Here is a 17,797-nt window from a genome sequence, read left to right on the forward strand (position 1 = left end):
TGCGTACGTATGAGGGTGGGACCGTTTTTCGTGTCAGGATCCCCTGCCGGTACGGCCTGCTTGCCGGTCCGGGGCGAGCACCCGAGCCGGGACACGGACTCGGAATGATTTCTCAGGGGCGTCGCGGTACGGCTCGCTCGTCCGGAAGGCGCCCGGACGTCGTCTCGAGGAGGTGGAGCTGCCGACGGAGCCGGGCAGGACTACGGATACCCTGGTCGTCAGCAACGTTTCGCGGAGGGAAGTCCCATGCTCAGCCGTATCGACCTGCGCGGTCGGGAACCATCCGTCGGTGAGCTACGCGGTCGGCTACCACGTGCCGGTATGGACGTGGAACACGCGCTGCCCGCCGTGCGGCCGCTGCTCGACGACATCGCCGAGCGGGGTGCCGCCGCGGCCCTGGACCACACCGAGCGGTTCGACTCCGTGCGTCCCGAGCGGGTACGGGTCCCCGACACGGAGCTGCGTGCGGCTCTGGAGGAGCTGGATCCCTCGATCCGCACCGCGCTCGAGGAATCCGTGAGTCGAGCCAGGAAGGTGCATGCCGAGCAGCGGCGTGCCGACGTCACCACCGAGGTCGCCGACGGCGGCACGGTGACCGAACGCTGGGTGCCGGTCTCCAGGGTCGGGCTCTACGCCCCGGGTGGGCTGGCGGTGTATCCCTCCAGCGTCGTGATGAACGTGGTTCCGGCGCAGGCGGCGGGAGTGGAGTCGCTGGTGGTGTGTTCACCGCCGCAGCCGGAGTTCGGTGGCAGACCGCATCCGACCATCCTCGCCGCCGCCGCGTTGCTCGGCGTCGACGAGGTGTGGGCGGTCGGTGGTGCCCAGGCGGTGGGGCTGCTCGCCTACGGCGGTTCCGACACCGACGGGTCAGAGCTGCTTCCGGTGGACATGGTCACCGGACCGGGCAACGTCTACGTCACCGCGGCGAAACGACAGCTGCGGAACATCATCGGCATCGATGCCGAGGCGGGGCCGACCGAGATCGCCGTGCTGGCCGACGAGACGGCCGATCCGGTACACGTCGCCACCGATCTGATCAGTCAGGCCGAACACGACACGCTGGCCGCCAGCGTGCTGGTGACCACTTCCGAGGAACTGGCCGACGCGGTCGACCGACGGCTGGCGGAACGCGTTCCCGCCACCAAGCACACCGAGCGGATCCGCACCGCGTTGACCGGGGAGCAGTCCGGCTGCGTGCTGACCTCCTCGATCGCCGACGGGGTCCGTGTCGTCGACGCCTACGCGGCCGAACACCTGGAGATCCAGACCGCCGATGCCTCCCGGGTGGCCGCCGGGGTGCGCAACGCGGGCGCGATCTTCGTCGGCCCTTACGCGCCGGTCTCGCTCGGCGACTACTGCGCCGGCTCGAACCACGTGCTGCCCACGGGTGGGTGCGCCCGGCACTCCTCCGGGCTGAGCGTGCAGAGCTTCCTGCGCGGCATCCACGTGGTCGACTACAGCGAGCAAGCCCTGCGCGAGGTCACCGAGCAGGTGGTCGCGCTGGCCGATGCCGAGGACCTTCCCGCGCACGGTGAAGCCGTGACAGCACGGTTCGAACGACCCGGTTGACGACACGGCGTTCGGACGATCCCTGTTCCCGAATGCCCTGTTCCCGAACGACGACGAATTGGTGGAATCGATGAGCGACGTGATCGGCGGCGAGACGACGCTGGCCGATTTGCCCCTGCGGGAGGACCTGCGCGGCCGCAGTCCGTACGGGGCGCCGCAGTTGGACGTTCCGGTGTTGCTGAACACCAACGAGAATCCGTTCCCGCCTCCCGGACAGCTGGTCGACGACCTAGTCGCCGCCGTCGGCGAGACAGCGGCCGGGCTGAATCGCTATCCCGATCGCGACGCGGTGTCACTGCGCGAGGACCTGGCGGTCTATCTGGCCGGTGCCACCGGCGTGTCGGTCTCGTCCGCCAACGTGTGGGCGGCCAACGGATCCAACGAGATACTGCAACAGCTTCTGCAGGCGTTCGGAGGGCCAGGACGCACCGCGCTGGGCTTCGAGCCCTCCTATTCGATGCATCCCGTGCTCGCCGCGGGCACGCGCACGGACTGGCTGCCCGAGCCCCGTCGTTCCGACTTCACGCTGGACGGCGCCGAGGCGGCGCGGGCGGTGGCCGAACGTCGGCCGGACGTGGTTTTCGTGACGAGCCCGAACAACCCCACCGGGCAGTCGATCGATCCCGAGGACCTGCGTGCCCTGCTGCGTGCCGCTCCCGGCCTCGTCGTCGTGGACGAGGCGTACGTGGAGTTCTCACAGCGGCACAGCGCGATCTCGCTGCTGGAGGAGTTCCCGAGCAAGCTCGTCGTCAGCCGGACCATGAGCAAGGCGTTCGCGTTCGCGGGCGGACGGCTCGGTTACCTCGCCGCTTCTCCCGCCGTCATCGACGCGTTGTTGCTGGTGCGGTTGCCGTACCACCTCTCCAGCGTCACCCAGGCGGCCGCGCGGGCGGCGCTGCGGCACGCCGACGCCACGCTCGGCGGGGTCAAGCAGCTCGTGGACGAACGCGCCAGGGTGACCGGACGGCTGCGTGAACTCGGATTCACCCCGGTCGACAGCGATGCCAACTTCGTGCTGTTCGGCATGTTCGACGACGCCCACCGCGCCTGGCAGCGTTACCTCGACTCCGGGGTACTGATCCGGGACGTGGGTATCGGTGGCCACCTCAGGGTCACCATAGGATCGCCGCGGGACAACGACGCCTTCCTCGCGGCCAGTGAGCGAGTCCGTGAGGAGCTCTCCCGGTGAACGACGCGGTATCCCGTACCGGACGGGTGGAACGTACCACCAAGGAATCAACGGTCTCGGTCGAGCTGGATCTCGACGGCAGCGGCCGGGTCGAGGTCGACACGAGCGTGCCGTTCTACGATCACATGCTGCACTCGCTCGGCACGCACGCCGCGTTCGACATGACCGTGCGCGCCAGCGGGGACATCCACATCGACGCGCACCACACCGTCGAGGACACCGCGATCGTGCTGGGGCAGGCGCTGCGCCAGGCTCTCGGGGACAAGACGGGGATCCGCCGGTTCGGGGATGCCTGGATACCGATGGACGAGACGCTGGCGCACGCGGCCGTCGACGTCTCCGGACGGCCCTACTGCGTGCTGACGGGCGAACCCGAGCAGTACAACACGTTCACCGTCGGCAACAACTATCCCTTCGTGCTCAACCGGCACGTGTTCGAGTCGTTGGCCTTCCACGCCGGGATCAACTTGCACGCTCGGGTGATCCACGGCAGGGACCCGCATCACATCACCGAGGCGCAGTACAAGGCGATCGCCCGCGCACTGCGCGCCGCCGTCGAGCCGGATCCCCGGTTCGCCGCCACGGTTCCCTCCACCAAGGGGACGCTGTGACCGGTTCGGAACGGTGAACCGGTTCCGCGCCGGTCACTCGGTCCGTCGTCGCGCGGCACCTCCCACCGGCCCGTGAGCGGGAGGTACCGCCGTCGTCCGGTCGCGCCAGGGCGCCCCGATGCCCGGGCATCACACGAGCGGGTGGAATCGCCGGGTGACTCCCTTGACAACACCGCAATACGGTCGCATTGTCGCTCATTAAGCAACATAGTGTGCATTACGCAACAGTAGTGTTGCCGCTTTGACAATGGTGTCAAGGGAGAGCGCATGACCGGATCACCGCTGGCCGGGCCTAGGCCACCGGCCGTTCCCGAGTCCCCCGCCGACGTCGGTTCCGTGCTCGAAGCGGTCGGCGATACTCCGTTGCTGCGTATCGAGGGAATCCGGGTCAAGCTGGAGTTCCTCAACCCGTCGGGTTCGATCAAGGCGCGTATCGCCACCTACATGATCGAGCGAGCCGAACGGGAGGGATTGCTGCGTCCCGGCGACACCATCGTGGAGGCCAGCAGTGGTAACACCGGCAACGCCATGAGCATGGTGGCCGCCGTCAAGGGATACCCGATGCTGGTGGTGATGCCGCGCAACGTCAGCACCGAACGTGCCGCCATCTCACGTGCTTTCGGCGCCGAAGTCCGTACCACCGGCGACTTCCACGTCAACGACGCACTGCGCACCGCACGCGAGCTCGGTGCGCAACCCGGCTACTTCGCCCCGCAGCAGTTCGACAGCGAGTGGAACGTCGACGAGAACCGCTGCTGGCTCGGTCCGGAGATCCTGCGGCAGCTTCCTCCCGGAGCCCTGCCCGACGCGGTGGTCGGCGGTGTCGGCACCGGTGGAACGATCGTCGGGGTGGGGCAGGCGTTCCGCGCTGTCAACCCGGGATGTCGGGTCGTGGCGGTGGAGCCCAACGAGTCGTGCACCCTGGCGTGCGGTGAGATCGACAAGCATCTGATCGAGGGGATCTCGGATGGCTTCGTGCCGGGAGTGTTCGACAGGCACCGACACGAGGTGGACGAGATCATGGCCGTGGACAGCGCCGACGCCATCGAGCAGTCCCGCGAACTCGGAAGACGATACGGCTTGTTCGTGGGCCCTTCCTCCGGGGCGCATCTGCTCGCCGCCAAACGGCTGCGGCGTGCCAGGCCGGAGCTCGGGGAGATCGTGACCTTCCTCGCAGACGAAGGAGAAAAGTATCTCACCGAACATTTCACTTGAGAACCACAACACCCGTTGCCCGGGTGGTCGGTTAGCCGGCACGTGAGTCGGCGCCTTGCTGTGTTGGGCCGGCTCTTGAGTAGCGACCTACGCGGCGAGCGGCCCGGCCTCGCAATGCATCCGACTCACGCACCGGGTAACCCCTGTTACCGGGGCGCCGCTACGGTTTTCGAGCGAAGCGTGGGGTCCCGGGTTGGTAGGGGTCTCGTTTTTGAGCATGGCGTGTAGGAGGCCGCCGCTTCGGGTGTTTCGACACGGGTCGTGCTGGCGTTTACGGCGTGACAGCGCGATGATGTAGCTGTTCGACCAGTTAGTTCTCGGCGAAAGGCGGGGTGGATCACGTGAGTCGGCGTGGCCCCGAGAAGGACATCGACGAATCGGAACTCGAGGTGCACGGCCGCGAGAAATCCGCCGCCGGGGTGCGGGGAGTGGTGGTTTCACTCGCCCGGAGCCTGCGACAGATGGGGCCGGTACGTACCGCCAGGACCCTGCCGTTGCTGAATCAGCGCAGTGGATTCGACTGCCCCGGTTGTGCGTGGCCCGAACCGAGGGAAGCCGACGGCGGTTCCCGCAAGTGGGCGGAGTTCTGCGAGAACGGCGCCAAGGCCGTCGCCGAGGAGGCCACCACCCGCACCGTCGGTCCCGACTTCTTCGACAGCCACTCGATCGACGATCTCGCCGAACGAACCGACTACTGGCTGGGACAGCAGGGGCGCCTGACCCAGCCGGTGATCCGGCGCGAGGGGGACACCCACTACCGCCCGATCGACTGGCAGCGGGCGTTCGAGGTCATAGCGGACAAGCTCCGCGAGATCGGGCCGGAGCGCACCTCGTTCTACACCTCGGGGCGGGCGAGCAACGAGGCGGCCTTCTGCTACCAGCTGCTGGCGCGCTCGTTCGGCACCAACAACCTGCCCGACTGCTCGAACATGTGCCACGAGTCCTCCGGAACCGCCCTGAGCGAGACCATCGGCGTGGGCAAGGGCTCGGTCACCCTCTCCGACATCGAACACGCCGATCTCGTGGTGGTCATGGGGCAGAATCCGGGGACCAACCACCCCCGCATGCTGAGCTCACTGGAGCGCACCAAGCACAACGGTGGCCGGATCCTGGCGATCAACCCGCTGCCGGAAACCGGATTGATGCGATTCAGCAACCCCCAGAACGTTCGAGGAGTGGCCGGATCCGGTACTCCGCTCGCCGACGAGTTCGCCCAGATCCGCATCGGCGGTGACCTGGCGCTGTTCAAAGCGATCGGTGCCCTGCTGCTGCGGTTCGAGGACGAGTCACCCGGCACGGTGCTGGACCGCGAGTTCATCGAGGAACACACGCACGGTTTCGCCGAGTTCGCCGCGCGCGGGCGGGACATCGACTGGCAGGAGGTCGAGCGGCTGACCGGCCTGGAGCAGCAGCAGATCGAGCGTATCGCCCGGATGTTCGCCGACTCGCGTTCGACCGTGATCTGTTGGGCGATGGGTCTCACCCAACACCGGCAGGCCGTCCCCACCATCCGCGAGATCGTCAACGTACAGCTGTTGCGGGGCATGATCGGCAAGCCCGGGGCGGGACTGTGCCCCGTGCGGGGTCACTCCAACGTGCAGGGCGACCGCACCATGGGGATCTGGGAACGCATGCCGGAATCCTTCCTGTCCGCGCTGGACGAGGAGTTCGGGCTCTCGGTTCCCCGCGAGCCCGGCCGGGACACGGTGGAGACGTTGCGTGCCATGCACGACGGAAGCTGCACCGCGTTCTTCGGGCTCGGTGGCAACTTCGCCGCGGCCACACCGGACAGTGCCGCCACCGAGGCCGCACTGCGCGCCTGCGAACTCACCGTGCAGGTCTCCACCAAGCTCAACCGTTCGCACGTGGTTCCGGGACGGACCGCGCTCATCCTGCCCACGCTCGGTAGAACCGAACGCGATCGGCAGGCCGGCGGGGAGCAGTTCGTCACCGTCGAGGACTCGATGTCGGTGGTGCACGGCTCCCGGGGACGGCTGGAGCCCGCCTCGCCCGATCTGCTGTCCGAGGTGGCCATCGTGTCCGAACTGGCACGGACGCTGCTCGGCGAGGACCATCCGGTTCCGTGGCGGGAGTTCGAGAACGACTACGACCGCGTCCGCGAGAGCATCGCCCGCGTGGTTCCCGGTTGCGCCGGCTACAACGACCGGGTACGTGAATCCGACGGATTCGTGCTGCCGCACCCCCCACGTGACAGCAGGACGTTTCCGACCGCCACCGGAAGGGCCAATTTCACGGACAACGTTCCGGACATGATCCACGTCCCGGAGGGCAGGCTGCTGCTGCAGAGCCTGCGCAGTCACGATCAGTACAACACCACGATCTACGGGCTCTCGGACCGGTACCGCGGGGTGGAGAACGCGCGACGCGTCGTGCTGGTCAATCCCGTCGACATCGCCGAACTCGGCCTCGTCGACGGGCAGAGCGTGGACCTCGTCTCGGAGTGGGCGGACGGTTCCGGCGGCATCCAGGAACGCAGGGCCGATTCGTTCCGGGTGGTCGGCTACGCGACCCCGCGTGGCTGCGTGGCGGCCTACTATCCGGAGGCCAACCCGCTGGTTCCGCTGGACTCGGTGGCGGAGTACTCCAACACGCCGGTCTCCAAGGCCGTGGTGGTTCGATTGGAACCCGGCCGGACGGTGGTGTGACGGCCCGGTCTCCGTACGCGGAACTCGTGAAGCACCACTGCTAGGCTCCTGCCGCGGGTGATCGGCGCTTCCGTGCCGACCACTGTCCGCCGACACCGCCACGAGAGGTTTGCCCCGCTGTGCGTGACTTCCTGCCGATCATCCTGCTCGCGGTCGCGGGCTTCCTGGCCGGCGGTTCCTACTCGATGTGGAAGACCGCGCGGGTTCCCGCCGTGATACTCGCGGCGGGTGCGGTGCTGGCGCTGGCGGGTGGAGTGCTCTGGATGTCGTGGTGAGGCCGGGCCCGCGACGTGGCAGGACCGCGCCGCGAGCGTCCGGGCTGACCGCTGTGGGTCGTGATCAGATCATCGCGCTCAACAGCAGGACGAATCCGAGTGAGACCACCGATGCCAGCGTCGTCACCAGGGTGCAGGTCTTCAGCGTTCCCCGGGTGGTCAGTCCGAACAGCCGCTGGAACATCCAGAAGAAGTTGCTGTTGACGTGCACCGCGAACAGTGCTCCGGAACCGGCTGCCAGAGCGATCAGCAGCGGTGCGATGTCCGTGCCACCGAGGGCCGGTGCCAGCACGCTGCCCGCGGTGATCGCCGCTACGGAGGTCGACCCGATCGTCACGTGCAGCACCACCGCGATGAACCAGGCCAGCAGCAACGGCGACAACGCGTTCGAGGTGAAGTAGCCCGCCAGGATGTCCTCCAGGCCGGTCGCGGAGATGACTCCGCCCAGCGAACCGCCGATGCCGGTGATGATCAGGATGGGACCGCACTCCCGCAGTCCGTTCCCCACGGCCGAGCTCGCCACCTGCCGGGAGACACTGCCCCAGGCCAGCGAGTACGCGATGACGACTCCGATGAACAGCGCCACCAGCGGACTACCGAGGAAAGCCAGCGGCCCGGAGGTGATGCCTGCCACCTTGGCGATCCCGCCTCCCGCGATGAGCAGGATCGTGATGAGCAGCGGTGCCAGCGATACCCCCAGCCCGGGGAGACGCCGTTCCTGCCCGTCCGGGGTCGTGGCGGTCCCTTCCGAGGCTCCGGCGGATTCCTCGTCCGAGGTCTGCTCCTCGTCGGCCAGTTCGTCCTTGTCACCGTTCCACAGCCCACCGCGCAGCAACAGCCGGTAGAGGTAGATCGTCACGAGCGCCGTGGGCACCGTCACCAGCAGACCGAACAGCAGCATCCTGCCCAGTGAGACTTGCAGCAGACCGGCCACGGCCAACGCTCCCGCGCCGGGGACTACCAGCACCAGCCCCAGCTCCGATCCCAGGATCAGCGCGGCGCCCATAGCGGCCCTGCCGTCCCGTCTGATCCGCGGCGCGATGGAACGTCCCAGCGGTGCCGTCAGCACGAGCAGCACGTCGGTGTAGATGGCCGGAAAGATACTGCTCATCGCGGTACCGAAGACGTACGGCGACCGTTCGGCGCCGAAGATCCGCAGTAATCCCTCGGTCAACCGGCGTAACGCACCGGTGACCGAGAGCAACGAGCCGAGTAGGACGCCGAAGGTGATCAACAGGCCGATGTCGGTCATGATCCCGCCGAAGCCGCTGGTGATCGCTTCGGTGGTGCCGCCGAATCCCAGTCCGGTGGCCAGCCCCAGATAGAGCGAGCCGCACAGCAGCGCGATCAGCGGTTCGAGCCGAAGTGCGAGGATCAGCAGAATCGTGCCCGCGATCGCCACCCCGGTGTGCAACAGAATCAGCGATTCGTTCAACTGCCCAGCCTTCCATGGTCGCGACGGTTAACACCGTGTTGCGGTTGGCAATGTCGTTTCGGAACCATCGGTCGATGTCCACGCGGTGTCAGCGTTGTGTTCATTTCGTTCACCGGGCCGATCGCGGTTCGGGCGGCTCGGAAACTCGGACAGCCGTGGCCGAAAACCCTCGTCGCGCCGCCGAACCGGGGTTTCGGCAGCCGTGTCAACCGCAGTCCCGACAGGAGAGCCGTAGTGATCGTCGACCACCGGAGTCGTGTCCGTGACCGTGCCGATCGCGGCACGCGCTGGAGTCTGGCTCGTCGACTGTTCGTGTTGCAGATCGTGATCGTGCTCGTCGTGGTGCTGTCGGGAGCCTACCTGGCCTGGTACAGCGCACGGTCGCGGAACCAGCAGGCCGCCCGGGACGAGGTGCGGGCCGTGGCCGAGACGTTGGCGACCACTCCCCTGGTGAGTTCGGCGCTGGACTCCGCCGATCCCAGCGCCCGATTACAGCCGGTGGCGCGGCGAGTTACCTCCCGCTCGGGCGTGGACTTCGTGACGATCATGAACACCCGCGGCATCCGCTACACCCATCCGGAGCCGCAGCGGATCGGGGAACGGTTCTGGGGGCACATCGGACCGGCACTGCGTGGGAACACGTTCACCGAGACCTACACCGGCACGCTGGGCCCTTCGGTACGGGCGGTGGCTCCCGTGGTGGGCAGGCAGGGCGAGGTCAGGGCGCTGGTCAGCGTGGGGATCAGGGTTCGCGCACTGAGCCGCAGGCTGCGGGACCAGCTGCGTGCCCTGCTGCTGGTGGCCTGCGGTGCCCTGCTGTTCGGTGGGCTGGCGACCTACGCGGTCAGCGTGCGCATGCGCGGCCACACCCACGGGCTCACTCCCGCCGAGCTGAGCGGTATGTACGAGTACCACGAAGCAGTCCTGCACACGGTCGGCGAAGGACTGCTGCTGATCTCGCCCGACGGGGTCGTGACGTTGTGCAACGACGGAGCGGCGACGCTGCTGGGACTCGGGAGCGAACACGTGGCGGGACGTCGGGTCGACTCCCTCGGGCTGCCCGGAGCGCTACTCGGAGTGCTGTCGAACGGTGCGCCGGTGCGGGACGAACCGCATCTCGTCGAGGACCGGGTTCTGCTGGTGACCGTCGAAGCCGCCCACTCGGACCGGGCGCTGGGTAACGTCGTCACCCTGCGGGACCATACCGAGCTGCGCACGCTGAACCGCGAGTTGGACACCCTGCGCGGATTCTCGGAATCACTGCGTTCGCGGGCACACGAGTCGGCGAACCGGCTGCACACCATAGTTTCGCTGGTCGAACTCGGTCGTACCGAACAGGCGGTGGAGTTCGCTACCTCGGAGTTGCGCACCGCGCAGCAGCTCACGGATCGAGTGGTCGGCGCCGTTGACGAACCTGTGCTCACCGCCCTGTTGCTGGGCAAGTCGGCCCAGGCGCGCGAGCGTGGCGTGGAGGTCAGGATCACCGAGGACACCCACGTCGCCTCGGTGCCGCGCGTCGGTTCCCGCGATCTGGTCACCATTCTGGGCAATCTGATCGACAACGCGGTGGAGGCGGTGCTCCTGGCCGAGAACCGGGCACCCGTGGTGGCGGTGACCGTTCGTGCCGAGCGGGACTCGTTGTCGCTGCGAGTGGCCGACAACGGTTCCGGAGTCGATGTCGAGGACACGCGGATGCTGTTCCGCGACGGGCACTCCGGGAAGGACGAGCGGCGAGGAATCGGACTCGCGCTGGTGGGACGAAGCGTGCGACGTCACGGTGGGTGGATCGAGGTACGCAACGGTTCCGAGGGGCTGGGGGGCGCGGTCTTCACCGTGCGACTGCCGCTGGAGTACTCCCGGCCCGACGAGCCGGGTAACACGTGAGCCTCGCCCGATGTGAGCCACCAGCCAGGAGAGTGGGCGAGGTTCCTCGAGAGCGCCCCGTGGAAACCGAACGGACAACGCCTCCCACCGCTAACCGCACGACAACCGGTGCGCTCGTGTGACATGCTTCCCGCTGCCGTTGCCGGGTCGAGGAAGCGGACTGCCGTGCGGTCCCGCGCCGTCGCGGTGGTGCGGTCGCCTCGCCCGGCGGGAAGTGACGTAGCGGTGAGGAATTCGGATGATTTCGGTGCTGGTGGTCGAGGACGACGAGGTGGCCGGTGAGGCACACGAGACCTGTGCCAACGGCGTCGCCGGATTTCGGGTGGTCGGGCGTGTCCGCACCGGTCAGGAAGCGCTGCGTTTCCTGACGCACACCGCTGTGGACCTCGTGCTGCTCGACCTGCGACTGCCCGACATGGACGGACTGCGGGTCAGCAGGATGCTGCGTACCCGGGGCAGCAGGACCGATGCCATAGCGGTCACCTCGGCGCGTGATCTCGACCGGGTCCGCGAGTCGGTCTCCAGCGGCGTCGTGCAGTACCTGCTCAAACCGTTCACCTTCGCGGCCCTGCGGGAGAAGTTGCGCAACTACGCGCGGTTCCGGGACGAGCTGTCCCGGGGCGGGGCCGTCAACGGTCAGCACGAGATCGATCGCGTGTTCGCCACGCTGCGCGACAACGAGCGCCAGGAACTGCCCAAGGGAATGGACGAACAGACGCTGACGTCCGTGGCGTCGGCACTGCGCGAGAGCGGGGACGGTGCCTCAGCCGGGACGGTGGGAAAACTGGCCGGTGTTTCCCGGGTGACGGCGCGCAGGTATCTGGAGTACCTGGTCGAGCGCGACATGGCACGGCGGTCGCCGAGACACGGTGGTGTCGGACGACCCGAGCTGATCTACCGTGCCGACCTCGACGACACGGACGGAGCGGTTCCGTGAGTCGCTCAGAGCCCGCCGTCGGATTTCGGCCGGAGCCGTGGCGCGGCGGGGCCGCTGGCAGCCATCCAGTCGTCAGGGTTGTGCAGCGAGCAGGTGTTCAACGACAGACAGCCGCAGCCGATGCAACCGGTGAGCCGGTCCCGCAGCCGTTGCAGCCCGTCGATGCGGGCATCGAGCTCGTCGCGCCAGCGCTCCGACAGCTTCGCCCAGTCCGCTCTGCTCGGAGCGTGATCGTCCGGCAGGGTCCGCAGCGCGTCCGCGATGTCCTCCAGGCTCAATCCCACGCGCTGGGCGGCGCGGATGAACGCCAGTCGTCGCAGCACGCTTCGCTCGTAACGTCGTTGGTTGCCGCTCGTGCGCGTCGACCTGATCAGCCCGCGGTCTTCGTAGAACCGAAGTGCCGTGGTCGCTATTCCACTGCGTTCGGCGAGTTCACCGATGGTCAGCTTGGCGGCGGGTTTCGACACTCCGCCAGCATAACGAGTGCGGCAGTGGGAGTGGTCGACTACGCGAATTCGATCGGGTGCGTATGGTGTGGCCCCGGCGGTGGAGGCGCCGTCCTGGCACGCGGCTGTTCCGGGAGCGGGTAGGCTGGTCACGTGCCACGAGTCGTCGTACTGGACTACGGATCCGGCAATCTTCGTTCGGCCGAGCGTGCCCTGGAACACGCGGGTGCGCGAGTCGAGGTGAGTGACGATCACCGTACGGCGATGGAAGCCGACGGTCTCGTCGTTCCCGGCGTCGGTGCCTTCTCCGCCTGCATGCGCGGGCTGCTCGAAGTGGGTGGTGACGAACTCGTCGACCGGCGACTGGCCGAGAACCGGCCCGTGCTCGGTATCTGCGTCGGGATGCAGATCCTGTTCCAACGAGGGGTCGAGCACGGCGTGTCCGCCGAGGGAGTCGGCCGGTGGCCGGGTGCCGTGGAACCGTTGCGGGCGGAGGTGCTTCCCCACATGGGGTGGAACACGGTGACCGCGCCCTCCGACAGCGTGCTGTTCGCCGGAATGGACCCCGACACCAGGTTCTACTTCGTCCACTCCTTCGCCGCCCGTGGCTGGGAGGAGCACGCCGGAGAGCCGAGTAGCCGGCGGAGATCGGTGTGGGCCGAACACGGCGAGCCGTTCCTGGCCGCGGTGGAGGACGGTGCCCTGATGGCGACCCAGTTCCATCCCGAGAAGTCCGGTGCCGCGGGAAGCGCCCTGCTGCGTAACTGGTTGGAAACGCTGTGAGCGCACGTCGGCACGGGCTGATGCGTCCCGGTGGTGCAGCCAGAGTGGTGGCGTTCGTGCTGTGCTTCGGCATGGTCGTCGGGTTCGCCGCCACGTCGCTGCTGGCGGCAGGGGTGTCCGGCTGGTTGGTGATCTCCGTGTCTCTGCTGGTGCTCGCTGTTCCGGTCGGGGCCGCGCTGTACTCGGGTGGCCGTTCGCGAGGGCGGCGCTGAGCGCGACCGGTTCGGCCGCCGCGACCACCGTCACGGCCGGCGGCGTGGTCGTGGCCGGCTCGTCGTAGGCTTGGGACGTGACTTTCACGCTGCTTCCCGCTGTTGACGTTGCCGATGGGCAGGCCGTGCGTCTGGTGCAGGGTGCCGCGGGCACCGAGACCTCCTACGGGGATCCGTTGCAAGCCGCGTTGGCGTGGCAGCGGGCGGGGGCGGAGTGGGTTCACCTCGTGGATCTGGACGCCGCCTTCGGACGTGGCTCGAACCGGGAACTGCTCGCCGACGTGGTCGCGAAACTGGACGTCGACGTCGAGCTCTCCGGTGGTATCCGGGACGACGATTCGTTGCGCGCCGCGCTGGACACCGGTTGCGCCAGGGTGAACCTCGGTACGGCCGCGCTGGAGGATCCGGAGTGGACCGCGAGAGTGGTCGCCGAGCACGGTCAGCGCGTCGCGGTCGGTCTGGACGTGCGGATCGGCGAGCGGGGCCACCGGTTGGCAGCGCGCGGTTGGACACGCGACGGCGGGGACCTGTGGGAGGTGCTCGACAGGTTGGACGCCGCCGGCTGCTGTCGCTACGTGGTCACCGATGTCAGCAAGGACGGCACGCTGGGCGGCCCGAACCTGTCGTTGCTCCGTGCCGTCTGCGAGCACACGTCCGCGCCGGTGGTGGCCTCCGGCGGTGTCTCCACTGTGGATGATCTGGTCGCGCTCGCCGGGCTGGAGCCGTTCGGGCTCGAGGGCTCGATCGTGGGCAAGGCGTTGTACGCGGGCAACTTCACCCTCCCCGAGGCACTCGAAGCCGTCAGGGGATGAGCACGGGCAGCGGCGGCGTCGACCACGGTCGTGGTGATTCCGCGCGAAATCACCACGACGTTCGGCCTCCGAACCCGCCCGCACCCGATCGCCGAAACGGGTCACCGAAGCCGGCGAACCGCTCCACCGGCGGACACTTATGCTGGTGGTATGGCGGTCGCTGTGCGTGTGATCCCCTGTCTGGACGTCGACCAGGGGCGAGTGGTCAAGGGAGTCAATTTCACCGGGCTGGTCGATGCGGGGGATCCGGTGGAGTTGGCCCGTCGCTACGACGGCGAGTGGGCCGACGAGCTGACCTTCCTCGACGTCACGGCCTCCTCCGCAGACCGGGAAACCACCTACGACGTGGTTCGTGGCACGGCCGACCAGGTTTTCATTCCGCTGACGGTGGGAGGCGGGGTGCGCGGGCCCGATGACGTGGACCGGCTGCTCCGCGCCGGGGCGGACAAGGTCAGCCTCAACACCGCGGCGATCGCCGATCCGGAACTTCTCCGCACGGCGTCGCGCCGGTTCGGCGCACAGTGCGTGGTGCTGTCCGTCGATGCCAGGAGGGTTCCGTCCGACGGCACGGAAACCGCCTCCGGGTTCGAGGTCACCACGCACGGCGGTCGCAGGGGAACCGGGATCTGCGCGGTGGAGTGGGCGGCCAGAGCCGAACGACTCGGTGTCGGTGAGGTACTGCTCAACTCCATGGACGCGGACGGCACCAAGGCGGGGTTCGACCTGGAGATGATCCGTGCCGTGCGTGCCGCCGTCCGGGTTCCGCTCATCGCGAGTGGTGGCGCGGGAGAGGTGGGGCACTTCGCGCCTGCCGTGCACGCCGGAGCGGACGCCGTACTGGCCGCCAGTGTTTTCCACTTCGGTGAACTGACCATCGAGCAAGTCAAGAACGCCATGCGAGCGGAGGGGATCACGGTCCGATGACCTCATCGGCAAGTCAGGGAGAGACCCTCGACCCGGCGATCGCCGCGAGACTCAAGCGCAACGGGGACGGGTTGATCGCCGCCGTGGCCCAACAGCACGACACCGGTCGGGTGCTGATGATGGCCTGGATGGATGACGAGGCGCTGCGGCTCACACTGCGCGACAGGCGCGCCACCTACTATTCGCGCAGTCGCGCCAGGCACTGGGTCAAGGGCGAGTCGTCCGGCCACACGCAGTACGTGCGCGAGGTCCGGCTCGACTGCGACGGCGACACCGTGCTGCTGCTCGTGGAGCAGCACGGCGCCGCCTGCCACACGGGTGCCCCCGACTGTTTCGAGTCCGACGTGCTGTTGAGCTCCGAGGTAGGGACCGCCGCCGAGTGAGCGCTCGAGACAGGAGCCGCGTGGACGGTCGGTTACCGGTGCCCGCACCCGGCGACTCCGATCACGGGGTCCGCGAACGGTCCGGTCGCAGCGATCCGGTCAGGTAACGCTGCAGGCTGGGGGCGATGGTAGCCACCACGGTCTCGTGGTCGGCGCTGGCCAGTGGTTCCATGCGTACCACGTAGCGCATCATGCCCAGGCCGACCACCTGTGATCCGCACAGCGTGGCACGCAGCTCGGGTTCGTCGGAGCCCAGCTCACGCAGCAGCCTGCCGAACAGCGCGGTGCTGAGGAACTCCCGCAACATGCGTACCGCGCTGTCCCGCACGGACAGGCTGCGTATCAGCGCGGTGAACTCGCCGCCTCCCGCTTCGTCCCAAACCGACAGGAACATCCCCAGCATCCGCTCCGCCAGTCGCTCGTCGGGGCCGTCCAGCAGCAGCGGCAGCGCCTTTCCCGGCTCGATCGGTATGGCCACCGCCGCGGTGAACAGTCCCTCCTTGCCACCGAACCAGTGCCGCACCATCGCGGGATCCACGCCCGCCCGGCTCGCGATGCCCCGCACGGTGGCACCCTCGTAGCCGTTCTCGATGAACGCGGCTCGGGCCGCCTCGAGCAATTCGCCCCTGGTACTTCGATCACCGCCACGCCTGCCCCGTCGCAGCCGGGTCTCCTCGTTGTCGTGGCTGTCCGATCGCACGATCTCATCCTCACCGTCGGGTCGCGTCTTCCGCAACTTCCGGTCAGTCGCGGTAAGCCGTCGTGGGCGGCCTGCGACAATGACGCCATGGTCGGCGACGGTGACATCGGCACTAGCAGCCCATCGCGAGCCGAATTCCGTGAGCTCGCCGTGGGGCGCCGGGTAATCCCGGTCGTGCGGCGACTGCTCGCGGATGACGAGACGCCGCTCGGGCTGTATCGCAAATTGGCGCGCAACGAGTCCGGGACGTTCCTGTTCGAGTCCGCGGAGAACGGGCGTTCCTGGTCGCGCTGGTCCTTCGTGGGAGTGCGCAGCGCCGCTGCTCTCACGGTGCGTGACGGTGAATCGCAGTGGCTGGGGACACCGCCGACGGGGTTGCCCACCGAAGGTGACCCGATGACTACGCTCCGCGAGACCCTGCGACTGTTGCACACCGATCCGTTGCCCGGGTTGCCGCCGCTGACCGGCGGAATGGTCGGTTATCTCGGCTACGACACCGTCCGCAGGTTCGAACTCCTGCCGGAGGAGACCGAGGACGATCTCGGTATCCCGGAGATGGTGATGCTCTTCGCCACCGATCTCGCCGCGCTGGATCACCACGAGGGAACCGTCACGTTGATCGCCAACGCGGTCAACTGGGACGACAGCCCCGAGCGGGTGGACGCGGCCTACGACGACGCCGTAGCCAGGCTCGACGAGATGACACGACGGTTGCACGCCCCCGCGCCCTCCACCGTGGCGACCTTTTCCCGGCCGGAGCCGGAGTTCACCCGCTACCGCGACTCCGAACGACACCGGGAGGCGGTGCGCCGAGCCAAGGAGGCGATCCACGAGGGCGAGGCGTTCCAGGTGGTCGTCTCGCAGCGCTTCGAGATGCGTACCGACGCGCAGGCGCTGGACATCTACCGGATACTGCGCACGACCAATCCGAGTCCCTACATGTACCTGCTGCGGCTGCCCGACCCCGCCGATGACCAGCCGTTCGACATCGTGGGATCCAGCCCCGAGTCGTTGGTCAAGGTACGGGACGGCAACGCCACTACCTATCCCATCGCCGGTACCAGGTGGCGGGGCGCCGACGAGGACGAGGACGTGGCCCTCGAAAAGGAACTCATCAACGACGAGAAGGAGCGTGCCGAGCACCTCATGCTCGTCGATCTGGCCCGCAACGACCTGGGAAGGGTGTGTCGTCCCGGATCGGTGCACCCCGTGGAGTTCTTCCGCGTGGAGCGCTACAGCCACGTCATGCACATCGTCTCCTCGGTCACCGGTGAGCTCGCGGAGGACCACAACGCGCTCGACGCGGTGACCGCCTGTTTCCCCGCGGGCACGCTGTCCGGGGCGCCCAAGCCTCGTGCCATGCGGATAATCGAGGAGCTGGAGCCGACACGGCGTGCGCAGTACGGCGGAGTGGTCGGCTACTTCGATTTCGCGGGCAACGCCGACACGGCCATCGCCATCCGCACCGCGCTGCTGCGGCACGGCATCGCGTACGTGCAGGCTGGCGGCGGTATCGTCGCCGACTCGGACCCGGTGGCCGAGGACCAGGAGTGCCTGAACAAGGCCAGGGCGGTGCTCAATGCCGTAGCCACCGCGGGGACACTCCGCCGCCCGGCGGACGAACCGGTTGCCCGGATCGACACCACACCCGACGGCCGCGTCGACGAGTTCCGAGCCGGCACTCCGTCCCCGGAGTCGGGAGGCCCGCTTCCGAAGTGATGGCTTCCACCCGACCACGGGCAACCGGATCGGCCGG

The 17,797-nt window shown here is 68.1% G+C and carries 17 protein-coding genes; 14 read left to right on the forward strand and 3 right to left on the reverse strand.

Going from position 1 to position 17,797, the window contains the following annotated elements; genetic code table 11:
- The first annotated feature begins 246 nt into the window (after positions 1–246).
- From hisD to J2S53_RS02035, 6 genes are all read left to right on the forward strand, one after another.
- Positions 247–1,569: a histidinol dehydrogenase gene (hisD, locus tag J2S53_RS02010; RefSeq protein ID WP_456239502.1), complete on the forward strand. Its 1,323-nt coding sequence runs from the start codon at positions 247–249 to the stop codon at positions 1,567–1,569.
- A gap of 70 nt (positions 1,570–1,639) precedes the next feature.
- Positions 1,640–2,758 (forward strand): histidinol-phosphate transaminase, encoded by a 1,119-nt coding sequence (locus J2S53_RS02015; RefSeq protein ID WP_456239503.1) that lies wholly within the window; start codon positions 1,640–1,642, stop codon positions 2,756–2,758.
- On the forward strand, positions 2,755–3,369 hold the full coding sequence (gene hisB, locus J2S53_RS02020) for an imidazoleglycerol-phosphate dehydratase HisB (RefSeq protein ID WP_130466899.1): 615 nt from the start codon (positions 2,755–2,757) through the stop codon (positions 3,367–3,369). Before J2S53_RS02015 ends, hisB begins: the two co-directional genes overlap by 4 nt.
- Before the next feature lie 267 nt (positions 3,370–3,636).
- The gene (locus tag J2S53_RS02025) at positions 3,637–4,584 is read left to right on the forward strand and encodes a PLP-dependent cysteine synthase family protein (protein ID WP_456239504.1); all 948 of its coding nucleotides are present in this window, start codon (positions 3,637–3,639) and stop codon (positions 4,582–4,584) included.
- A gap of 341 nt (positions 4,585–4,925) precedes the next feature.
- Complete coding sequence (locus J2S53_RS02030; RefSeq protein ID WP_456239505.1) at positions 4,926–7,250, forward strand: FdhF/YdeP family oxidoreductase; 2,325 nt, start codon at positions 4,926–4,928, stop codon at positions 7,248–7,250.
- 119 nt (positions 7,251–7,369) lie between these two features.
- Positions 7,370–7,525, forward strand: a complete 156-nt coding sequence (locus J2S53_RS02035; protein WP_175496699.1) for a hypothetical protein — start codon at positions 7,370–7,372, stop codon at positions 7,523–7,525.
- 64 nt (positions 7,526–7,589) lie between these two features.
- Here the strand turns inward: J2S53_RS02035 and J2S53_RS02040 are convergent, their stop codons facing one another.
- Entirely contained in the window at positions 7,590–8,960 is a 1,371-nt protein-coding gene (locus J2S53_RS02040) for a GntP family permease (RefSeq protein ID WP_456239506.1), read from the reverse strand.
- A 237-nt stretch (positions 8,961–9,197) separates the two neighbouring features.
- Here J2S53_RS02040 and J2S53_RS02045 point away from each other — a divergent pair, with 237 nt between their 5' ends.
- Positions 9,198–10,844, forward strand: a complete 1,647-nt coding sequence (locus J2S53_RS02045) for a sensor histidine kinase (protein ID WP_456242675.1) — start codon at positions 9,198–9,200, stop codon at positions 10,842–10,844.
- A gap of 238 nt (positions 10,845–11,082) precedes the next feature.
- Complete coding sequence (locus J2S53_RS02050) at positions 11,083–11,781, forward strand: response regulator (RefSeq protein WP_456239507.1); 699 nt, start codon at positions 11,083–11,085, stop codon at positions 11,779–11,781.
- 5 nt (positions 11,782–11,786) lie between these two features.
- On the opposite strand, the gene soxR is transcribed toward J2S53_RS02050, so the two are convergent.
- Complete coding sequence (gene soxR / locus J2S53_RS02055; protein ID WP_092977545.1) at positions 11,787–12,248, reverse strand: redox-sensitive transcriptional activator SoxR; 462 nt, start codon at positions 12,246–12,248, stop codon at positions 11,787–11,789.
- Between the two features lie 132 nt (positions 12,249–12,380).
- On the opposite strand from soxR, the gene hisH reads away from it, so the two are divergent.
- The 5 genes from hisH to hisI all read left to right on the forward strand — a co-directional run bounded on the left by hisH (position 12,381) and on the right by hisI (position 15,341).
- The gene (gene hisH, locus J2S53_RS02060) at positions 12,381–13,010 is read left to right on the forward strand and encodes an imidazole glycerol phosphate synthase subunit HisH (RefSeq protein WP_456239508.1); all 630 of its coding nucleotides are present in this window, start codon (positions 12,381–12,383) and stop codon (positions 13,008–13,010) included.
- The gene (locus J2S53_RS02065) at positions 13,007–13,222 is read left to right on the forward strand and encodes a hypothetical protein (protein ID WP_245780115.1); all 216 of its coding nucleotides are present in this window, start codon (positions 13,007–13,009) and stop codon (positions 13,220–13,222) included. Before hisH ends, J2S53_RS02065 begins: the two co-directional genes overlap by 4 nt.
- A 77-nt stretch (positions 13,223–13,299) precedes the next feature.
- Positions 13,300–14,034 carry a bifunctional 1-(5-phosphoribosyl)-5-((5-phosphoribosylamino)methylideneamino)imidazole-4-carboxamide isomerase/phosphoribosylanthranilate isomerase PriA gene (gene priA / locus J2S53_RS02070; RefSeq protein WP_092977541.1) on the forward strand — a complete coding sequence of 245 codons (735 nt, stop codon included), beginning with the start codon at positions 13,300–13,302 and terminating at the stop codon, positions 14,032–14,034.
- 150 nt (positions 14,035–14,184) lie between these two features.
- Positions 14,185–14,958 carry an imidazole glycerol phosphate synthase subunit HisF gene (gene hisF / locus J2S53_RS02075; protein WP_456239509.1) on the forward strand — a complete coding sequence of 258 codons (774 nt, stop codon included), beginning with the start codon at positions 14,185–14,187 and terminating at the stop codon, positions 14,956–14,958.
- Positions 14,955–15,341 (forward strand): phosphoribosyl-AMP cyclohydrolase, encoded by a 387-nt coding sequence (hisI, locus tag J2S53_RS02080; RefSeq protein ID WP_456239510.1) that lies wholly within the window; start codon positions 14,955–14,957, stop codon positions 15,339–15,341. The genes hisF and hisI overlap by 4 nt, the downstream gene beginning before the upstream one ends.
- 61 nt (positions 15,342–15,402) lie before the next feature.
- Here hisI and J2S53_RS02085 read toward each other — a convergent pair whose 3' ends face one another.
- The gene (locus J2S53_RS02085) at positions 15,403–16,041 is read right to left on the reverse strand and encodes a TetR/AcrR family transcriptional regulator (RefSeq protein ID WP_456239511.1); all 639 of its coding nucleotides are present in this window, start codon (positions 16,039–16,041) and stop codon (positions 15,403–15,405) included.
- A gap of 87 nt (positions 16,042–16,128) precedes the next feature.
- On the opposite strand from J2S53_RS02085, the gene J2S53_RS02090 reads away from it, so the two are divergent.
- Positions 16,129–17,760: an anthranilate synthase component I gene (locus J2S53_RS02090; RefSeq protein ID WP_456239512.1), complete on the forward strand. Its 1,632-nt coding sequence runs from the start codon at positions 16,129–16,131 to the stop codon at positions 17,758–17,760.
- Positions 17,761–17,797: the final 37 nt, after the last annotated feature.

The sequence above is a fragment of the Actinopolyspora lacussalsi genome, assembly GCA_030803735.1.
GTDB classification, from domain to species: domain Bacteria; phylum Actinomycetota; class Actinomycetes; order Mycobacteriales; family Pseudonocardiaceae; genus Actinopolyspora; species Actinopolyspora lacussalsi.

Bases quoted from the DNA above. Each gene is read 5' to 3' on its own strand.
- J2S53_RS02015 (WP_456239503.1), top strand. From the start codon at position 1,640: ATGAGCGACGTGATCGGCGGCGAGACGACGCTGGCCGATTTGCCCCTG.
- hisI (WP_456239510.1), top strand. From the start codon at position 14,955: ATGACCTCATCGGCAAGTCAGGGAGAGACCCTCGACCCGGCGATCGCC.
- J2S53_RS02025 (WP_456239504.1), top strand. From the start codon at position 3,637: ATGACCGGATCACCGCTGGCCGGGCCTAGGCCACCGGCCGTTCCCGAG.
- hisF (WP_456239509.1), top strand. From the start codon at position 14,185: ATGGCGGTCGCTGTGCGTGTGATCCCCTGTCTGGACGTCGACCAGGGG.
- J2S53_RS02050 (WP_456239507.1), top strand. From the start codon at position 11,083: ATGATTTCGGTGCTGGTGGTCGAGGACGACGAGGTGGCCGGTGAGGCA.
- hisD (WP_456239502.1), top strand. From the start codon at position 247: ATGCTCAGCCGTATCGACCTGCGCGGTCGGGAACCATCCGTCGGTGAG.
- J2S53_RS02090 (WP_456239512.1), top strand. From the start codon at position 16,129: ATGGTCGGCGACGGTGACATCGGCACTAGCAGCCCATCGCGAGCCGAA.